The organism is Rhizobium sp. LEGMi-198b (assembly GCF_054114205.1).
In genome coordinates this window covers 1-19,658 of the sequence record NZ_JBSYVH010000013.1, presented here as the reverse complement: position 1 = coordinate 19,658, position 19,658 = coordinate 1, and the positions used below count along the sequence as shown (strand labels likewise).

15 protein-coding genes are annotated in these 19,658 nt (G+C 59.9%); 8 read left to right on the top strand and 7 right to left on the bottom strand.

From position 1 onward, the window contains the following. Position 1: 1 nt before the first annotated feature. Positions 2 to 2,047, bottom strand: coding sequence for an SPFH domain-containing protein (locus ACXHXG_RS30855; protein ID WP_457901755.1), 2,046 nt, complete (start codon positions 2,045 to 2,047; stop codon positions 2 to 4). Positions 2,048 to 2,735: 688 nt separating this feature from the next. On the opposite strand from ACXHXG_RS30855, the gene ACXHXG_RS30850 reads away from it, so the two are divergent. Continuing rightward, positions 2,736 to 5,297, top strand: a complete 2,562-nt coding sequence (locus ACXHXG_RS30850) for a GcvT family protein (RefSeq protein WP_457901754.1) — start codon at positions 2,736 to 2,738, stop codon at positions 5,295 to 5,297. A gap of 390 nt (positions 5,298 to 5,687) precedes the next feature. Then, positions 5,688 to 6,347 (top strand): DUF3313 domain-containing protein, encoded by a 660-nt coding sequence (locus tag ACXHXG_RS30845; RefSeq protein ID WP_457901753.1) that lies wholly within the window; start codon positions 5,688 to 5,690, stop codon positions 6,345 to 6,347. Positions 6,348 to 6,425: 78 nt separating this feature from the next. Here the strand turns inward: ACXHXG_RS30845 and ACXHXG_RS30840 are convergent, their stop codons facing one another. The 4 genes from ACXHXG_RS30840 to ACXHXG_RS30825 all read right to left on the bottom strand — a co-directional run bounded on the left by ACXHXG_RS30840 (position 6,426) and on the right by ACXHXG_RS30825 (position 10,641). Beyond that, the gene (locus ACXHXG_RS30840; protein ID WP_457901752.1) at positions 6,426 to 7,664 is read right to left on the bottom strand and encodes an ABC transporter permease; all 1,239 of its coding nucleotides are present in this window, start codon (positions 7,662 to 7,664) and stop codon (positions 6,426 to 6,428) included. Beyond that, entirely contained in the window at positions 7,661 to 8,350 is a 690-nt protein-coding gene (locus ACXHXG_RS30835; RefSeq protein WP_457901751.1) for an ABC transporter ATP-binding protein, read from the bottom strand. Before ACXHXG_RS30835 ends, ACXHXG_RS30840 begins: the two co-directional genes overlap by 4 nt. Before the next feature lie 5 nt (positions 8,351 to 8,355). Then, entirely contained in the window at positions 8,356 to 8,775 is a 420-nt protein-coding gene (locus tag ACXHXG_RS30830; RefSeq protein ID WP_457901789.1) for a hypothetical protein, read from the bottom strand. Between the two features lie 111 nt (positions 8,776 to 8,886). Next, on the bottom strand, positions 8,887 to 10,641 hold the full coding sequence (locus ACXHXG_RS30825) for an alkaline phosphatase (protein WP_457901750.1): 1,755 nt from the start codon (positions 10,639 to 10,641) through the stop codon (positions 8,887 to 8,889). Between the two features lie 383 nt (positions 10,642 to 11,024). Between ACXHXG_RS30825 and ACXHXG_RS30820 the strand changes: the two genes are divergently transcribed. Further along, entirely contained in the window at positions 11,025 to 11,942 is a 918-nt protein-coding gene (locus tag ACXHXG_RS30820; protein WP_457901749.1) for a DMT family transporter, read from the top strand. Between the two features lie 99 nt (positions 11,943 to 12,041). Here ACXHXG_RS30820 and ACXHXG_RS30815 read toward each other — a convergent pair whose 3' ends face one another. Further along, on the bottom strand, positions 12,042 to 13,037 hold the full coding sequence (locus tag ACXHXG_RS30815; RefSeq protein ID WP_457901748.1) for a LacI family DNA-binding transcriptional regulator: 996 nt from the start codon (positions 13,035 to 13,037) through the stop codon (positions 12,042 to 12,044). 264 nt (positions 13,038 to 13,301) lie between these two features. Here ACXHXG_RS30815 and ACXHXG_RS30810 point away from each other — a divergent pair, with 264 nt between their 5' ends. The 5 genes from ACXHXG_RS30810 (at position 13,302) to otnC (ending at position 18,293) form a co-directional block, all read left to right on the top strand. Beyond that, positions 13,302 to 14,618: an MFS transporter gene (locus tag ACXHXG_RS30810; RefSeq protein ID WP_457901747.1), complete on the top strand. Its 1,317-nt coding sequence runs from the start codon at positions 13,302 to 13,304 to the stop codon at positions 14,616 to 14,618. A gap of 64 nt (positions 14,619 to 14,682) precedes the next feature. Continuing rightward, on the top strand, positions 14,683 to 15,612 hold the full coding sequence (ltnD, locus tag ACXHXG_RS30805; RefSeq protein WP_457901746.1) for an L-threonate dehydrogenase: 930 nt from the start codon (positions 14,683 to 14,685) through the stop codon (positions 15,610 to 15,612). A gap of 3 nt (positions 15,613 to 15,615) precedes the next feature. Next, positions 15,616 to 16,392 carry a 2-oxo-tetronate isomerase gene (gene otnI / locus ACXHXG_RS30800; protein ID WP_457901745.1) on the top strand — a complete coding sequence of 259 codons (777 nt, stop codon included), beginning with the start codon at positions 15,616 to 15,618 and terminating at the stop codon, positions 16,390 to 16,392. 3 nt (positions 16,393 to 16,395) lie between these two features. Next, positions 16,396 to 17,658, top strand: coding sequence for a 3-oxo-tetronate kinase (gene otnK, locus ACXHXG_RS30795; RefSeq protein WP_457901744.1), 1,263 nt, complete (start codon positions 16,396 to 16,398; stop codon positions 17,656 to 17,658). Continuing rightward, the gene (gene otnC, locus ACXHXG_RS30790; RefSeq protein WP_104827472.1) at positions 17,655 to 18,293 is read left to right on the top strand and encodes a 3-oxo-tetronate 4-phosphate decarboxylase; all 639 of its coding nucleotides are present in this window, start codon (positions 17,655 to 17,657) and stop codon (positions 18,291 to 18,293) included. The genes otnK and otnC overlap by 4 nt, the downstream gene beginning before the upstream one ends. 67 nt (positions 18,294 to 18,360) lie before the next feature. Here otnC and ACXHXG_RS30785 read toward each other — a convergent pair whose 3' ends face one another. Then, the gene (locus ACXHXG_RS30785) at positions 18,361 to 19,326 is read right to left on the bottom strand and encodes an MBL fold metallo-hydrolase (protein ID WP_104827471.1); all 966 of its coding nucleotides are present in this window, start codon (positions 19,324 to 19,326) and stop codon (positions 18,361 to 18,363) included. Between the last annotated feature and the right edge of the window lie 332 nt (positions 19,327 to 19,658).

The window sequence follows — 19,658 nt, the reverse complement described above, 5'->3', positions numbered from 1 at the left end:
ATCAGTCCTGCTCGAGCGGCGCCGGCACCGCGGCCGGCGGTGCCTGTCGTCCAAGCCGGTCGGCGACCAGCATCGACAGCATCATTTCCACCAGACCATTGGTGGCACCCTTCTCGCCGGAGCCACCGCCGACCTGGATCTGCGGCACGAGCGGCAGCTTGCCGTTCTCGATCGCCTCGGCGAAGCGCATGAGCACCTGCGAGTTGAGCTGATAGTCCGGCCCGCCGAAGGCCGCGACCTTCTTCTCGGTGGCTTCGGCTTCCGCCAGGCCGACGGCGCGCACCTTCTCTGCATCGGCAAAACCGGTCGCCTTGATACGTTCGGCATCGGCAAGCGCGATGGCCTTGATCCGGTCGGCCTCACCGAGACCGGCGAGGCGCACCTTCTCGGCCTCTGCCTTGGCCGTGACCTGAATGGTTTCTGCCTGCTGGCGAGTGCGGGCGAGTTGCGCCTTACCCTCGTTCTCGCTGATCTCGATGGTGAGTGCTGATGTCGTGATCTTGGCCTGCTGTTCGGCGAGCGCTTCCTTCTCGCGCAATGTGCGCTCCTGGATTGCAGCCGCTTCCTGCAATTTATAGGTCTCGACCTTTTCAACGGCGATCTGGCGCTCGCGCAGTTGGATCAGGATCTGCTCTATGCTGTTCTGGCCATTGTTGGCGCGCGGCGTGCCGATCAGAACTTCCTGCAGTTCGAGGCTGTAGGAGGCAAACTTCTCGCGCATTTCATCACCGGATTTGCGCTGGATTTCGCTGCGTTCCTGCAGCAATTGGATCAACGTCTTGGTCTGGGCGATATTCTTGAAATAGGCCGAGACCATCGGATCGAGCGTCTGTTCGACCAGCCGTTTGATGTCCCCGAAACGCTGCACGACGAGGGGCGCCTTCATATAGTCGATATGCACGACGACCGAGAGCGGCAGCACGGGTTCGAACGCATCCTTGGTGATCAGCGACACTTCGGAGAGATTCTCGTCCAGCCTATGCTCGCCGAACTGTTCCCTGGACCATTTGAGCACGAAGTTGGTGGTCGGCACGATGACGATATTGCCGGCATAGGTGTTGAATGCATATTTGCCCGGCAGAAGCGGCGTTGACCAAACGCCGCGTGCGCCCGTCTCGACCAGTTCGCCATGGCGATAGGACTGGCCGGAAATATCCGCGCCTCGCCGGCCGGTATAGGAGACGACGACACCCACTGTGCCAACATCGATGATCGTCTTCTCGACGAGTTCGACCGTTGCGAAGATGCGGTTGAGAAAGTAACTGCCGTCGGCAAGCACCTGCAATTGGCGGCCGCGATAACCGCCGGCATTGAGAAACTTCTCCGGGTCCTGGAAATTGTTGTGAAAATTCGGATCCTTCGGGTCGTTGGCAACGGTCGGCGCGATGATCTCGCCATCCGGCAGCGCCGGACCGTCGTGAATAGTGACGATGCCGATCAGGTCCTCGGCGTCGTGGATGACGACGGGCACAAATCCATCCCGTTCGGTGATCAGCGTGGACATATCCGCAAACAGCTTTTGTTCGGACGAGCTCAGGTTTACGGCGTGGGTCGATTGTGCCGTCAGCACGATGAACTGCGCGAGATTGATGGCATAAGTGCCTTCGCGCAGGATCTTGCGCTGCGGACCCTTCTGGCCGCCCTTTAGGAGAAAGCTGCGCACGTCCTGGAAGTCATCGGCTTCGATATTCGAGGCAAGCGTCTGGGTCGGCGGCAACGACTTGCCGTCACGCGCGAAGACGTAGCCGATCTGGCCTTGCGGAATGGTCACGAGATTGGCGCGATGCATCGAATACTGGAACGGCATGAAAAAATGCAGGCCGCCGCGCACGACTTCCGGCTGGAACCCGGCTTCGCCGTTGAGCGCTATGAAGCCATTCTTGACGGAGCCCCGAAAACTCCACAGCTTTTCGAGGATGCCGAGCCTGTCGTTGGGGATATAGCGGACCAGGCCGCTCCACCGGAACAGGATTGTCAGCACGATGACCGCGACGGCGATTTCGATCGCCATCCATTCCATCGGGCTGAGATATTGTAAGGATTCCATCTTTTCTCTCCTATGGGCGCACGGGTTCGTTCATCCGACGGCCGCCCGGTTGGTGTTGGTTATTAAGACGGGGAGATTGCGCGCGCCTTTACGCACGACACGCCAAGGGCGTGTCGAACGCTTGGGCTGCTCATTTGTCTGGGAAAATGACCGCGCGTCCCGAGTCCCCACTGAGGGACGGCGTGGTCGTGAGTGATCTCACATCGGTGTTGCCTTGATAGACATAACGATAGAGGACGTAAGGATTGCGCCTATAGGTTTAAAGACGTTCGATACGGAAATCGGATAAGTACTTTCAAGGATTTCGGTATTTCGAGCATTCAATTCTACTGATTTAGACCGTTTCGGTTGATTGTTGCGGCAGACGTTTCCTCTGCCCGGCTAGGCGACGGTGAGGAACATATAAAAATCGACGGGAATCTCATGCTGAAGGTCCGGATGCACGGAAAATCGATGGCATCCCTGCGGCTGGAAGGATACCTAGCACCTGGCGAGCCTTGCTGCAGTCCCGTCAGAAGCGATCATTTCAGCGGATGTCTGCCAGGCGCGACCGGGTTGACCCGCAAGCTTCGGATGGCCCGCTTTGAACATCTACTGTCGGAGTCTGTCGCACGGCACATCGAAAACATTGCTAGACCCGGCCTGATACAGTCAATTTCAATGTCGTTAGAAACGAAGAGGGGTGAAAATGTCAGCGTTTCCCGAAAAAGCGAGGGTAGTCATCGTTGGTCTCGGAGGTATCGTTGGTGCGTCGATCGCGCATCATCTGATCGAACGCGGTTGGGACAACATCGTCGGCATCGATAAGTCGGGCATTCCTACTGACATCGGATCCACGGCGCATGCCTCGGATTTTTGCTACACCACAAGCCATGACTATCTCTCGGTCTGGACAACCCAGTACTCCATCGATTTCTTCGAAAAGCTCGGCCACTATGCTCGCATCGGCGGTCTCGAAGTCGCTCGCACCGGCGATGACGTTTGGATGGAAGAAATCAAGCGCAAGGTAACCTCGGCCAAGTCTTTTGGCACGCGCGCCCATCTCGTGACTCCCTCCGAGATCAAGAAGATGTTCCCGCTGATCGAGGAAGATCAGGTCATGGGCGGCATGTTCGATCCGGATGCGGGCCTCGTCGTTCCACGCTCGCAAACCGTAGCCGGCAAGTTGGTCGATGCCGCTGAGAAATCCGGCAAGCTTCAGGTGTTCGGCAACACGCCGGCCAAGTCACTGATTGTCGAAGGCGGCCGCATCAAGGGCGTCGTAACCCATCGCGGCACCATCATGGCTGACCATGTCATCGTCTGCGCTGGTCTGTGGGGTCGCCTGATCGCCGAAATGGTTGGCGAAGATCTGCCGGTCATGCCCGTCGACCACCCGCTGACCTTCTTCGGCCCCTACAACGAATTCGAAGGCACGGGCAAGGAAATCGGCTATCCGCTGCTGCGCGACCAGGGCAACTCCGCCTATATGCGCGACACCGGCGACCCGAAGACCACCGAGGGCGGACAGATCGAGTGGGGCTACTACGAGAAGGACAATCCGCGCATGTGCCATCCGCGCGAATTGCTCGAAAAGCACGAGGCACGCCTCTCGCCCTCGCAGCGCGACCTGGACATGGAACAGATTCTCGAGCCGCTCGAGCGCGCGATGGAACTGACACCGATCCTCGGCGAGCTCGGCTATAATGAAGGCCACTCCTTCAACGGTCTCCTGCAGGTGTCCGCCGCTGGCGGTCCGTCGTGTGGCGAGAGCCAGAAGGTGCGCGGCCTCTGGTACTGCGTCGCCATCTGGGTCAAAGACGGTCCCGGATACGGCAAGTTGATTGCCGACTGGATGACCGATGGTCGCACCGAGATCGACCACGCCAGCATCGACTATTCGCGCTTCTACCCGCACCAGCTCGAAGAGAAATTTATCGAAGGCCGCTGCTACGAGGCCGCGCAGAAGATCTATTTCCCAGCGGTCCATACGCGCGAACCCTATGCTTCGGGCCGCAACGTCAAGCGCTCGCCTTTCTACGAGCGCGAAAAGCAGCTCGGCGGCTATTTCATGGAGCTGGGTGGCTGGGAGCGTGCTCACGGCTATGCCGCCAACGAACACCTGCTGGAGAAATACGGCGACCGCGTTCCTGTTCGCGAAAACGAATGGGACAATCGCCACTTCTGGCGCGTCTCCAATGCCGAACATCTGGCGATGAGCGAGGATTGCGGCATCGTCAACCTCAGCCACTTCTACATGTTCGATGTCGAAGGACCTGACCATGTCGAACTCATGGAATGGGTCTGTGCCGCAAAGATCGGCGGCGATGCCAATATCGGCAAGGGCATCTATACCCACTTCCTCGACGACGAGGGCATGGTGCGCGCCGACTTGACGGTCATTCGCATGGCCGATCGCTGCAGAGTGATCGATGGAGCGGACGCCGGCCCGCGCGATTTCCACTACATAAAGCGCATTGCCGAGGATAAGGGCTTCAACGTCACCGTCACCGACGTTTCCGAGAAATTCGTCACCATCGGTCTCTGGGGTCCGAACGCCCGCGCCACGCTGAAGAAGGTCGTTGCCGATCCGGCAGGACTCGATCCCGAAAACTTCGCCTTTGCAGCGATCAAGCCGATCGAGATCGCCGGCAAGTCGGTCACGGCCTTCCGTATCTCTTATGTCGGCGAGCAGGGCTGGGAACTGCACATGGCGTACGAGGATGGCCTTGCCGTTTGGGATGCGCTGCGGGCAACGGGCGTCATGGCCTTCGGCGTCGAAACATATGCCAACTCGCGCCGCATGGAGAAAAGCCTGCGTCTGCAGAACGCAGACCTGCTGACCCAGTACAACCTGCTCGAATGCGATCTCGCGCGCCCGAAGGTTAAGGAAGCTGACTTCCGCGGCAAGGCGAAACATCTGGAGTACAAGGCACGCGACCATCAGCCGGCCATGCTCTGCACCCTCGTCATGACCGACAATGTCGACAGCAACGGTGTCGCCCGCTATCCGCTCGGCAACCTCCCGGTCATGGATCCGGAAACCGGCGAGGTGCTGGTGGACGAACTCGGCCGCCGCTCCTACACGACCTCGATCGCCTTTGGCCCGACCATCGGCAAGAATATCGCGCTCGCCTACCTGCCATGGAGCCATTGCCAGGAAGGTCGCAAGCTTAATATCGAATATTTTGCCGAGACCTATCCGGTCGAGGTGGTTGGCATCGGTTACAAGCCGATCTACGACCCTGAAAGCCTCAAGCCAAAAAGCTAAGTCGAAGTGCTTGATCTAAGAGGTCATTGAAGCAATTGCCTGGCGCTCCCACATTTCGGCGGCGCCGGGCAAAGAATGCCTTTGTGCCGGGCCGGGCTCGCCCCGATTGTCCGGCTCGGGCGGTGCTGCACCGTGACATCGGTGCCCGATCGCGACACCAGCGAACTGCCCCAGGTAATCGCGGATACCCAGTTCCGTTCCCATCCCTTCAAGATGGACAGCATCCACCATTGCTAGTGGAGCCATATCCGGTCTGTCGGCATCCGACGGAGCTCAAAGACCGGCGTCAACATTTCTAAACATATCTGAACACACAGCAACGCGATCAGGCGCTATCGCTGGTTCAAGTGACATCTTTCGCCCGCCCATTTTTTCACGAGAGAGATAATCTTGAAACTTGCTTCCAAAGCTTCGCTCGCATTCATCCTTATTGGGTCGGCGCTTGCCGGCTGTACGACGGCGGATCCGCTGGTTTATTCCGGATTGGCGTCAGCGCCGAATTTGCAGCCCAACCCCAGCGACCCGAGTGGGCGCGTTCCCTTCCGCTATCGGGGCAATGCCGATTGGAAGCAGTATGACAAGGCAATTATCGATCCGGTGACAGTCTATCGAGCCCAGGACAACCAGTTCATCGACACGAGCGAGCAGGACAAAGGCGAGTTGGCCAACTACATGCAGACCCGCTTCACCGAACAGCTCAGAACCCGCTTCGGCATCGTCAATACGCCGATGCCGGGAACCCTGCGGATTCACCTGACGCTTACCGGCGCGAAGAAGACGACGCCCGTCCTTGGACCGTTCTCGCATCTTGATGTCGGAGGTAACGTCTACAACGCGGTCCAAGCCACCCGTGACAAGGAAGGATCGATGACCGGCTCGGTTTCATATGCCGTCGAGATTTACGACGCCCCGAGCAATCGTTTGCTTTCCGCCTTTGTCGCCAAGCAGTTTCCCGGCGCGATGAACGTGGGCGCGAGCTTCGGCGCCCTCAAGGCCTCGAAAGTCGCGATCGACAAAGGGGCTGAGGCACTTTTGGCGCAGTTTCAATAGAGCCAAATCCCTTATCTGCCGTTCAATGCCCGGTCGGAACACGTCTTAAGGGCAAGCGTGCCCCCGAGATCGTTCCGATCAGCCGCGGAGTGCGGCGGCGGGCGGCTGACGGTAAGCGAGGATAGCGGGTACGGACGCGATCGATGCCGCAAACGTCAGCAGCGCCGCCGCGAAGCCGATATCTTCGCGAAGGAATCCGACCGGCATGACGACGCCGCTATCCCCCGCCACGACCTCAGAAATTACCGCTGCCGCTGCATAGCCGATGCCGAAGCCCATGGCGACACCAATGGCCACCAGCGCGAACAGCTCCAACCAGACGATCGCAAACAGCGCGCCGCGCGGGGCGCCGAAAGCCCTGAGCGCGCCGATCTGGCGCCGCCTCTGCCCGACATGCATGACCGTCACCAGCAGCAGCGCCGCCGCCACTAGGACTTGCGACCCCACAGCGATCGCAAACAGCACCCGTTTCGCATCGCCAAGCGTCGCATAGAGCCGGGTCAGGACCTCGGCGGGGAACACCGCCAGCGTTGCACCGGCGCGGTATTGCTGCCTGAGCTTATAGGCATCGGCTATGGTCTTCGGCTTCACCAGAATTGCCGGCAGGCCGGGAACCTCATCATCCCACGTTTCATTCAACGGCGCATCCGGATCGATGGCATGATGCTCGTGCTCATCATGCGCTTCGGCGGGGTCTTCGTGATCGTCGTGATGGCCCATGCCGTGGATATGCCAGACCGCCTGGATCGGGACCAGGATGGCCCGATCCCAGGCCGTTCCGGTAGGTTTCAGGCGGCCGGTTACATGGTAGGCGAGTTCGGAGTGGGTATGTCCCCCTTCCTGCGCCGAGCCGTGCATCGGCTTGATTTCATCGCCCTGTTTGAGGGCGACGCCTGCGCCAATCACCGCCTCGCCTTCCTTTGCGAAAATTTTTCCTTCCGCCAGTTCCCTGGCGAGATTATGCACCAGCGCCGTCGTCGTGCCGACGATCGGATTGCCCATGAACGAATCCCCGAATCCGATCGGAGCCGCCCAGGCGACGCGGGGATCGGCAGCGAGTGTTGTCAGCAGCCCGCCATCCATCAATGGCAACGGCGCGGCCTGAAGGAAGACCGAGGAGAGCACGAGCTGGTTCTCGCTGCCGGCCGCGCCGATCACCAGATCGAATTTATCGGCGGCCCGTGCGCTGCCGAGCCTGAGCGCCCGTTCCTGCAGCGTGACCGTCACCCCGAGCGCCACGGCAAGGGCTACGATCAGAACGAGCACGGCCGAGCCGAGCCAGAATCTGCGGAGATCGGCCAGGATGAAACGGATCATGCTGCATCTTCCATCGACCGGGTATCGCTGGCGATGCGCCCGAGGTTGAAGGTGATCTTGCGTTGGAGCCGGTTGGTCAGCCGCTCATCGTGTGAGACGACGATCAGTGTGCTCTTTTCCTGATCGGCGAGTTCCAGCAGCAGGCTGCCGACGGCTTCGCCGCTGTCGACATCGAGGCTGGCGGTAGGCTCGTCGGCGACAATGACGCCGGGTTTTTGCAGCAGCGCCCGGGCAACGGCAACGCGCTGCATCTCGCCGCGCGACATGGTCTCGATCCTTTGCTTGGGCTGCTTCAGACCTGCCCGCTTCAACAAATCATGTGCCCGTTCGATGATCTCGACGGATGCCGAGCGAGCAAGCCTTGCCGGCAGCAAGATGTTTTCGATCGCCGACAGGCCGGCAAACAGATGAAAATCCTGCATCACCAGACCGACATTTGCGGCACGCCAGCGGTCCCGGCCGCCTTCGGAGAGCTTGGCTATGTTCGTGCCGCTCCAGTCGATGCAGCCCTGGCGTGCCCGTTCGAGCCCGGTGATAACGTTGACGAAGGTGCTCTTGCCGGACCCGGAGGCGCCAGTGACGGCCACGCGACCGCCGGCCGGAATCTGCAGTCGCTCGATCGTCAGCACCGGCGCGGCGAGCCCAGGAAAAGTGATGGAGATATCGGCGAGTTCGAGCGATAGCATCTTGTTCAGGCAACCCAATAGTTCGCTTCGCGCAATCTAAGCCGGCTTAAGAATCCGGTTTCCGGGTCCGTCCAGGAGCCGACTTCGAGCGTGCCGGCGACGGCTATCAGCGTGCCGGGTTGTACGAAGGTCTGCGCTTCTGAGAGATAGATGACGACAATATTGTCCGGCCAGTCGGCATCGGTCGAGCAGAAGGGGCAGATCGACATCGGGATTTCGGTCAGCACGAAAAATTTCGCTTCTGCCTTCAGCGGCGGCGCCATGAAGCCGCGCATCTGGATCTGTTGTCCGTTCAGGGACTTAACCTTGTCGGAAAATTCGAGGCCGAGCGCGCTGACCTTGCCGTAGAGATCGCCGAAGGAGAGTTCGCTGGGCGAGGCGTGGCTGGGGCCTGCGGTCATGACCCATGGCGACAGGCCGATCATCGCAAGCAGGCTGCGGCGACTGACAACGGAACCGTAAAGAATGTTGCCCACCGCGCACCTCCTCGGAAATGGCCTCCGGGCGGCCAATGCCGCCCGGAGGTTTCTGGCAAATTACATAGTCTCTGCACCGAGCGCAAAGGTATCGGCGAGAACGCGGTAGACGTCGCTCTCTTCCATGTAGCCCTTGAATTCTTCCGAACCAGGACCGGCTGCCTGCAGTACGACATCGTCGACGGCATGAACGGCCGTATCGGCATTGCGCGGCAGATTGCCTTCGCGAAGCACGGCGCCGGGAACATCCTTATACGCGCTGTTGGCGACGTATTCCTTCTTCTCGTTTTGAATTGCCGGCTCAAACGGGCCGTCCATCTTCGGGCGGAAGGTTTCGTAATAGTCCGGATAGTTGTTGGCGAAGATGGCAAGGCGGCGGCTCACGTCGACCTTGTCAGGGAAACCGTCGCCGTCCTTGTCCTCATAGTTCGGGAAGCCGGCATCGGCGTAGACGCCCACCTTCTCACGCATGTCCGTGCCCGGCTTTTCGTCATCGACCGTGCCGATGACCGAAACGCCATGCGTATGGTCGCCGGTGACGACGATCAGCGTATCGGGATGCGTCTTGGCGAATTCGCGCGCCATGCCGACAACCTGGTCGAATTCGATGGTTTCGAAGACCGAGCGCTCCCAGTCCATCGTGTGAGCCTGCTTGTCGATCGAGGCGCCCTCGATCATCAGGAAGAAGCCGTCCGGATTCTTGGAAAGCTGATCAAGCGCGACCTTGGCCATGTCCTTGAGGCCGGGCTGGTTCGGGAATTTGCCGACCGTGCCCTTCTTGAGGAATTCCCGATCCAGCGTCACGTCCATGTTGCCGGTGTGGAAGAGGCCCAGGATTTTGCCGGTATTGGTGCCAGCGGCGGCTGTCAGCTCGGACTTATCGGTCGCCAGCGCGTAGCCATCGTCCTTGAAGGTCTTGACCAGGTCCTTGTCGTCCTTGCGCTTGGAGCCCGGGACGTCCTTCGGCAGGAAATAGGCCGAGCCGCCACCGAGGATAACATCCGGCTTGGTGTTGAGGAACATGGCAGCAATTTCAGCCTTGTCGCCGCGCTTGCGCGTATGGGAAATGACGGCGGCCGGTGTGGCATCTTCGATTTCGGCAGTGGAAACGACGCCGATCGATTTCTTGGTCAGGCGGCGCACCGCTTCAGCGATGTTTTCGACACGCGGGTCGTCCAGCGAGTCCGGCGTGCGGTCGGCATAGACGCCGAGCGCATTGATCGCGGTCTTGTGGCCGGTCATGTAAGCCGACATGGTGTTGGCGCTGTCGGTGGCGATCGCGTTGGTGGACGATGTGCCGATGAATGCCATGTGATCGAGGTCATCCATGAAGAGGCGGCCGTTCGCCTTGCCCTCGGTCATGCCTTTGGACATCAGGCGGGCAGCGGTGCGATGGCCAACGGAGAGGCCGTCGCCGAGCAGAAAGATGACGTTCTTGGCCTTCGGGGTCGCGGAGGTGCCGAACACGTCCCAGGTGACGGCTTTCGTCTGGCCGCCGGCGCTGACTTCTACCTTATAGGTGCCTGCCTTGCCGATTTTGGCGGAGCGCAGAATAACGGCAGAGCCGAGGCTCTTGTCGTCCTTGCCCTTCTCGTCGGCCACGAAATTGAAATCGGCGCCGAGAACGGACTTGGCATCCTGGCCGTTGATGGTGATCTTCACGTCTTCCTTCTTGATGGCGCCGTCGAACTCGACCTTGAAGTCGAAAGGCGAGCCGACCAGGATCGTTGCACGATCGAGCGGATAGACGGTGGCTGCGTGGGAAACGCCGGCCAGCATGGTGGCGGCGGCAAGAGCGATTAGAGTTTTACGCATGGGAATCCTCGCGCGTTTGTGAAGTCACGTTACGGTGTCGTGATTAGCGGGCGATCGTGACACACGAATGACAGGCAGAAGGTAAGTGGTTGGACTTGCAGCGATATCAGTCTCGTCGCATCGGTGTCGCCTAAAGCATCTGCATGGAAAACCGCCATTCCAGGATACTTTCCCGAAATCGTCAACTATTTCAGCGAAGTAGTCATGTCTCCGACGTTGCCGGGTCGATAGTAGCGGTTGTCCGTCGGCTTGCCTGACCGGTTTATTCATCGCTCCGATCGCTCGTAGCGGTCGTATTTAAGCCAGCACTTGACATCGGAAGCGTTAAGGTCGAAGCCGCACTTGGCCGCGCATGCGCGGCCGTTTTTGCGAGGATTCGGGGAATGAAGACCAAGACGGCCGTGGCCAATGCCGGAAACATGATCATGATCGGTGTCGTGCTAATGCTGCTCGGCGATCTGCTCTTTGCGTTGAACGATGCGATGGGCAAGTGGCTGGTCTCGAGTTTTGCCGTCGGTCAGGTGCTGGTGATCCGCTCGTTCGGAGCTTTTGTCGTGCTCGGACCGATGATCGTGAGACAAGGGCCGATGGCCTTGTTCCGCGTCGAGCAGAAAGGCCTCCAGTTCATGCGGGTGGCCATGGCGACTGGCGATGTCGGCCTGTTCTACGCTGCCGTCGCCTATCTGCCGCTCGCAGATGTGATGACCTTCTATATGGCCGGGCCGATCTATGTTGCGGCGCTCTCGCATTTCTTTCTTGGGGAAAAGATCGGCTGGCGCCGTTGGCTGGCCGTTCTGGTCGGCTTCGCCGGCGTCGTCATCGCGCTGCGTCCGTCCACGGCGATGCTGTCGCTTCCGTCGCTTTTCGGTCTCGCGGGCAGCTTAGCCTTTGCACTGACGCTGGTGATGAGCCGCTATCTGCGCTCGACCAGCGACACGACACTCGTGACCTGGCAGACGATCGCCGCCCTTGCCACCGGCATCGTCTTGAGCATCGGCCACTGGCGGCCGGCGACGCCCATCGATTGGCTCGGCATGCTGCTGCTCGGTATCGTAGCCTCTTGCGCGCATTTGCTCATCACGCGCTCGTTGAAGCTCGCACCGGCATCACTGCTTGCGCCGCTGCAATATACGCTGCTGCTCTGGGCGATTGTGCTGGGCTACATCTTCTTCAACGATATTCCCGATATGCAGATCATCATCGGCGCCGCGATCATCGTCTTTGCCGGTCTCTTCATCTTCCATCGGAAGAACCTAAAGGAAACGGTCCCGACCGAGGCCGTCCCGCCCGACGGCCATTGAAGGTCATGCCGCAAGAGCTTCGTTTCGCACGGTTCTTCTGACGGATTGACGAGATCGATCCGCACGGTCCGAGTTTGCCCGCCGTGGCGCCAAGTTTTGTCAGGCCGTCCCGCCCGGCACGAGATCGAATCCGACATCGACCGTTTGGGGAGGAGCATCCTCCAGAAGGAGTTCCGCGGCCCGCCTTCCTATATCCACACGCCGCGTGAGAATGCTGGCGATGGGCTGCGGGGTGTGGCGGCAGATATCGAGAGCGTTGAAGCCGATGATCGCGAGCCGGTCGGGCACGGAGATTCCCGCGGACAGGCAATGGAAGTAGCCCCCAAGCGCCATGTCGTCATTGGAGAAATACACGGCCTCAACGTCTGGGGATCGGCTTAAAACACTCGCCAATCCCGCTTTTCCCAGGCTGACCGAGGAAGGAGCATTGCGGATTTCCCGATCTCTCAGCGCGAGCCCTGCCTGGCTGAGTTGATCGACAAACCCTGCGAAGCGTTTTGCGCTGCGGGTGTCGCGTTCCATGTCGTGTCCGACATAAGCGATGCGTGTATAGCCTTTTTCAATGAGATGGGTGGCAGTCGCCTTGCCGGCCGATCGATGCGAGAATCCGACAGCGATATCTAGCGGTTCTCCATCGATATCCAGCAGCTCCAGAACACGGCAGCCCGCGGCGCGAAGCAGCTTTCGCGTTCCCTCGGTATGCTCCAGGCCGACAAGCATGACCGCTTCCGGTCGCCACGCCAGAACGGCCGCGACAAGCGCCTCTTCCCGTAGCGGATCATATTCGGTAACGGCGAACACGGCCTGCTTCTGCCGCGTCTCAAGCGCCCGGGTAACGCCGCTCAAGACGTCGGCGAAGACGATATTCGAGAGAGAGGGCACGATGATCGCCACCAGGGGAGTGCCCGTCGATGCCAAGGCTCCCGCGATTCTATTGGGGACATAGCCAAGTTTGTCGACCGCCGCCATGACGCGGGCGCGCGTTTTCTCGGAAAAGGACCCATGATTGCGCAGCACACGCGAGACCGTGCTTTCGCCGACGCCGGCCGCGTCAGCAACCTCGGCCAGTGTGATCGGCGTGTTTTTCAGATCCATTTCCTTCCCCCAGCTCGAGATTCTCGCGAAATGTTCCTTCGAGTGCCTCGCGGGTTTCGGCTTGTCAATCAAGACTTTGGAAAGCGCGTCGCACTCTGAAAAGCGGCCTTTGCAAGCATATTAGAAAAGCACTCCTTTGCTCAATGGCAGCGCTGCCAAAAACTACTTGGCAGCGCTGCCAAAATTGTTTATAGGAAATGGCAGCGCTGCCAATTTGGGGCGCGGGAGGCGGGACTACCCGTATTTTATCAGAGGAGGAGAGCAATGACGGTGCTGGATCAGGCATCGGCCGCCCGTGCGGGCGCGGCCGAAGCGGTAGAAAATATCGCTTACAAGAAAGTTTTCTGGAGAATTATGCCCTTGCTGATGTTCTGCTACGTGGTCGCTTATCTCGACCGCGTTAATGTCGGCTTCGCCAAATTGCAGATGTCCAGCGAGCTGGGTCTTTCGGAAGCGGCCTACGGTGCCGGTGCCGGCATTTTCTTCATTGGCTACTTCCTTTTCGAAGTGCCCAGCAATCTGCTGATGAACAGGGTCGGCGCGCGGATATGGATCGCCCGCGTCATGATCACCTGGGGCATCATTTCGGCCGCCTTCGCATTCACGTCCTCGGAAAGAATGTTCTACATTCTGCGTTTCCTGCTTGGTCTTGCGGAAGCCGGCTTTTTTCCGGGGATCATTCTTTATCTGGCATCCTGGTATCCGTCCCATCGGCGCGCCAAGATCATTGCGACGTTCATGTCTGCCATCCCAGTTTCCGCCATTTTCGGAAACCCGCTTTCGGGCTGGATCATGGACAGCCTTCACACCTTCAACGGCATGTCCGGATGGCAATGGATGTTCATGATTGAGGCCATCCCCGCTGTGCTGCTCGGCTTTGTCGTCCTTTGCTATCTCGACAACCGTATTGAAGATGCGAAATGGCTGGATCAAAAGGAGAAAGATGTTCTGTTCGCCAACATGGAGGCTGAGAACCGGATCAAGACAGCGAGTCCCAGCAGCCTCGGTGCGACCCTGCGCGACGGTCGGGTATGGCTGATGAGCCTCATCTATTTCTGCTTCGTGCTCGGTCAATACGGCCTGAACTTTTGGATGCCGACGCTCGTCAAGGCTTCCGGGGTTGTCGGCAATTTCAACGTCGGCCTGGTCTCGGCAATCCCCTACATCTGCACATTCATCACTATGCTTGTTCTCGGACGCTCGTCCGATCACTTCCGCGAACGCCGTTGGCATCTCGTCGTCCCTGCCATGATCGCCAGCATCGGCTTCATCGCCGCAACCGCCGCATCGAGTACCGGGGTCGCCATCGCGGCGCTCTCGCTGGCTGCTGCCGGCGCGATCACCTGCGCACCGCTATTCTGGTCCCTGCCGACTGCCTTTCTGGGCGGCACGGGTGCCGCAGCCGGCATCGCGTGGATCAATTCGGTCGGCAATCTTGCGGGCTTCCTGGGACCGTTCATAATCGGTTATCTCAAGGACGCCACAGGCAGTAACTCTATTGGTATGTATTTTCTGGCGGCGGCATTGATCGTCGGTTGCATCGCAACACTTTCCGTGCCGGCAAAGACGGTAAACCGCTGAATGAGTGCCTCCCCGACATCAGGCGCCGGGGAGGCCAACCGCTGTATCATTTAAGGATCATCATATGACAACCCTTCAGGAAAACGCGGAAACGCCCCAGGTGGCGGCCGTCATTGGTCTTGGCGCCATGGGCATGGGCATGGCTCTCTCGCTCAGGAAGGCCGGCTTCGATGTGATCGGCATCGATATTTCCGCGGATGCTGTTTCCCGCTTCGTGCAGGCAGGAGGCCGCTCCGCTTCCAGCATCGCGGAAGCCGCGAAAGAGGCCGACATCGTTGTTTCGGTGGTCGTCAACGCGGCGCAGACGGAAAGCGTCCTGTTCGGTGCGGGCGGCATTGCCGGTGTCATGCGTCCCGGTTCCGTATTTATCTCGTCCGCAACCATGGATCCCGCGGTGGCTGGCAAGCTTTCCGCGCAGCTCGAGGCAAGGGCCGTTCATTATCTCGACGCCCCCATTTCGGGGGGAGCAGCGCGCGCCGCCAGCGGCGAGCTGACGGTTATGGCCTCGGGTACAAAGGCTGCCTTCAGCGCCGCGCGCCGCGCGCTCGATGCCATGGCCGCTAAGGTCTATGAGCTCGGTGAAACCGCTGGCGCTGGCGCTGCCTTCAAGATGATCAACCAGTTGCTCGCCGGCGTTCACATCGCCGCCGCCTGTGAGGCGATCTCGCTCGCCGCGAAACTGGGACTAGATCTCGACAAGGTCTACGAAGTGATTACCGCATCCGCCGGCAATTCGTGGATGTTCGAAAACCGCATCCCCCATGTGCTCGCCGGCGACTACACGCCCCTCAGCGCCATCGATATTTTCGTCAAGGATCTTGGTATCATCCAGGACATGGCGCGGTCCGAACGCTATCCGGTGCCGCTCAGTGCCGCGGCGTTGCAAATGTACCTTGCGGCTTCCGGCGCCGGCATGGGACGCGACGACGATTCGTCGCTCGCACGCCTTTATGCGCAACTGTCCGGCGCCTCGCTTCCGGAAAAGACGAGGTGAGCCATGCCAACCTTCGCCGCCAATCTGACGATGATGTTCAACGAATGGTCGTTCCTTGACCGTTTCGACGCTGCCGCCGAGGCCGGGTTTTCGGCTGTCGAGTACCTGTTTCCCTATGACTTCAAGCCCGAGGACATCCAGGAACGGCTTGTCCGCAACGGCTTAACCCAGGCACTTTTCAACATGCCTCCGGGTGATTGGGCCGCCGGCGCGCGCGGGCTGGCATCGCTGCCGGACCGCTTCGGCGATATGGACGAGGGCGTGACCCGCGCGCTCGTCTATGCCGAAGCCACTGGCGTCAAGAAGATTCACCTGATGGCCGGCCTCGCCGACCGCAGCGATCCGCAAGCGCAGGCCAGCTATCGTCGTGCGGTGGAGCATGCCGCTCATCGACTGGCCGAAAAAGGCATCGATCTTCTGCTGGAACCCATCAATGGGCGCAATATGCCCGGCTATTTCCTCAATGATTTCCGTACGGCTGCGCAGATGATCGATGAATTCGGCCTCACCAATGTGAAGCTGCAGTTTGATATCTACCATTGCCAGATCATTCATGGCGACGTGACGACACGCCTGCGCAAGCTGATGCCAATCAGCGGGCACGTGCAGATTGCCAGCGTGCCGTCGCGTCAGGAGCCGGACGGCGAAGAGCTTAACTATCCATTCCTGTTTTCCGAGCTCGATCGCCTCGGCTACACGGGCTATGTCGGCTGCGAGTATCATCCTCGCGGTCGAACGACGGACGGTTTGGGCTGGTTCGAACCTTATAAGCGGGGATGAGCGATGGGTATTCTTCTTGGCGTCATAGCCGACGACTTCACCGGGGCAACCGATATCGCCAGCATTCTCGTACGCGAGGGAATGCGGACGGTGATGTCGATCGGCGTTCCCGCGCCGGCATTCGATGTTCTTGACGCGGATGCCGTCGTCGTTGCGCTAAAATCCCGGACCGCTCCCGTCTCGGAAGCTGTCGCGCAATCGCTCGATGCCCTTCAGTGGCTGCGGACACACGGCGCCGAGCAGATTTTCTTTAAATACTGCTCGACATTCGACTCCACCGCCCAGGGCAATATCGGTCCCGTCGCGGATGCCTTGAGCGACGCGCTTGATGCGAAGATCGCGGTAGTCTGTCCTGCCTTCCCGAAGAACGGGCGGACGGTGTTCAACGGGCATCTTTTCGTCGGCCGCCAGCTATTGCAGGATTCGCCGATGAAGGACCATCCGTTGACGCCGATGCGCCGTTCCGACCTCGTCTCGCTGATGGCGGAACAGTCGGCCCACAATGTTGGTCTCGTTCCTCATGAGGTCGTCTCCGCGGGCGATGCCGCGATTGCGGAAGCTTTTGCCGGTCTCACAGAGACCGGACAACGCTACGCCGTTACGGACGCGATCCATGACGAGCATCTCCGGTCCATCGGACGCGCCGTGCGCGGTCACAAGCTCGTAACCGGTGGCTCGGCGCTCGCCATGGGCCTGCCGGCCAATTTCGGCATTTCGCCGCGCAAGCCGGTGGAACGCGCCTCTGGATATTCGGCGCCGCCACGGACGGCAATCCTCGCCGGCAGTTGCTCCGCCGCCACGCGTCAGCAGCTTGCCAGGGCTAGGGCACTTTGGCCAAGCCGCAGGATCGACCTAGACGCCATAGCCGAAAAGCATCCCGTCATAGAGCAGGCCCTTTCCTGGGCGAAAAGCCAGCCTGCCGACCGGCCGGTCGTGATCTACGGATCTGCCGATCCCGATGAGGTGGAGGCAAACCAGGCGAAATACGGGCGCGAGCAGGCCGGCGCCATGATGGAGCATACACTGGCAGCCATCGCGGAAGGACTGGTGGCGGATGGCGTCAGCCGGTTGCTGGTGGCTGGGGGGGAGACTTCAGGAGCGGTGGTTTCGGCGCTCAAAATACAAGGACTTTCCATCGGTGTCGAGATCGCCCCCGGAGTGCCATGGACGACGACGCTTTCCGATCGGCCCTTGCAGGTGGCGCTCAAAAGCGGCAATTTCGGCGGCCCGGATTTTTTTGAACGCGCCTTGGATATTATCGCATGAGCGAAACAAAAATTCGCGACCAGATCGCCGGTTATGCAAAATCGCTTTTCGATCGCGGCCTGACCGCTGGATCGACCGGAAACATCAGCGTCCGCATTGACGATGGATGGCTGATGACCCCAACCGGATCGTCCATGGGAACGATTGATCCATCGCGCATCGCCAAGTTGGATGAGGCGGGGCGGCACGTTTCGGGCGACGCACCCACCAAGGAAGCGTTTCTCCATCGCGTCATGTACGACAAGCGGCCACGTGCGAGAGCTGTCGTCCATCTGCATTCGACCCATTCTGTCGCGGTTAGCTGTCTCTGCGGGATTGACCATGACGATGTGCTTCCGCCGCTTACGGCCTATTACGTCATGCGCGTCGGACGTCTGCCTCTCGTCCCGTATTATCCGCCCGGCGACGAGGCCCTGGCCAAGGCGGTTGCGGAGCGGATTTCCGATAGCCATGCAGTGCTGCTCGCCAACCACGGCCCGGTTGTTGCCGGCGTCGATCTTTCCGAGGCGGTCTATTCCGCCGAGGAACTTGAGGAAACCGCCAAACTGTTCCTGCTGCTACGCGGCGAGAAAACCAGACCGTTGAGTTGTGACGAGACGACCGAACTGCAACGGCGCTTCCCCGCCAAGTGCTGATGCTCGGCGAGAACTCGGGATCGGCAGAGGCTTAGCGGATCGTCTCCTGGCTGGCTTATGCCGATCGCTAACTCAACGGCACATAGGCGTAAGTCTTGTCGCCGTTATCGCGAACATGGCCAAGCCCAGGAAAGGGGAGGTGCGCGCCCCCGATCATGCACCGGCTCCGCGCTGCGTCGTCGAAGACGCGCCAGTGCTCCTGTTCGGCCTGGGTCCGGTCGACATCATATCCGATCGTGACGGTCGGATCGGCGAACTGAACTGTGGCGACATGGACGATATCGCCCCACAGGAGCAGCTTCTCCCCCTTACTTTCTATCTCGAACATCGTGTGTCCGGGGGTATGCCCATAGGCCGGTTGCGCTCGAATCCCCGGAATCAGGTCGGTACTGCCCTCGAAAGTCTTCAGCTTGCCAGCTTTCATATAAGGGGACAGCGAAGCCATGGTGGCCTGGAAGAAGCGCTTCGCCTCGGCGGGAGCGGCGCGCATTTCTTCTTCGCTCAGCCAGTAATCTGCGTCGCGCTTATCGGCGCGGATAATCGCATTCGGGAAAGCGCGTTCCTCACCCGACATCAGCCCGCCGATGTGATCTGTATGCATGTGGGTGAGATAGACCTCATCCACCTGTTCTGGCCGATAGCCAGCAGAGCGTAGATTGCCGAGCAATTTGCCGGTATGCGGACCCAATAGAGTGCCCGCGCCTGCATCGACCAAAACCAGTTTATCGCCGGTATTCACAAGAAAGGAATTGTGGGAGGTCTCGACCTGCTCGCCGAGAAAGTCGCTTTTCAAGGCTTCGGCTATCCGCGCCGAGTTCCCTTGCAGCAATTTCATCGCTGCAAGAGGGAGCTTGCCGTCGGACAGCGCCATTACCTCGTAGTCACCAACCATCAAGCGATAGAAGCCGGGTGCTTCGCTCGTGGCTATCGGTGCGGCAGCAAACAGGGGGCCGGGCACGGCGCACCCAATGCACATGCATGACGCGATAAGAAGGGAACGGCGGGTAAGATTGATCTGTCTGTTCTCAGTCATCGCTGGCTTCCTTGGGCTGTCGATTGCGGTCCGTGCGGTGGGACATGCGAATGCACGACGAAGTCAAATCTTCATTGCGCCCGCGTAGCGTTGCACCGGATGAAGGTTTGCACAGCGCCTTTATCCCGGTCTAATTCAGAGTTTGACGGGATCATCATCATTGGGATGAATGATGGTCGGGGTCGGCGGGGGCCGGGTTTGATCTGGCCTGCAACAACTACGCTCATCGTAGGGCTGCGCGCGTATCCTGCCTAGCCGATCATCGGCAAGAGCTCGCTGACCGACTTCTTGGCATCGCCGTAGAACATGCGGGTGTTCTCCTTGAAGAACAG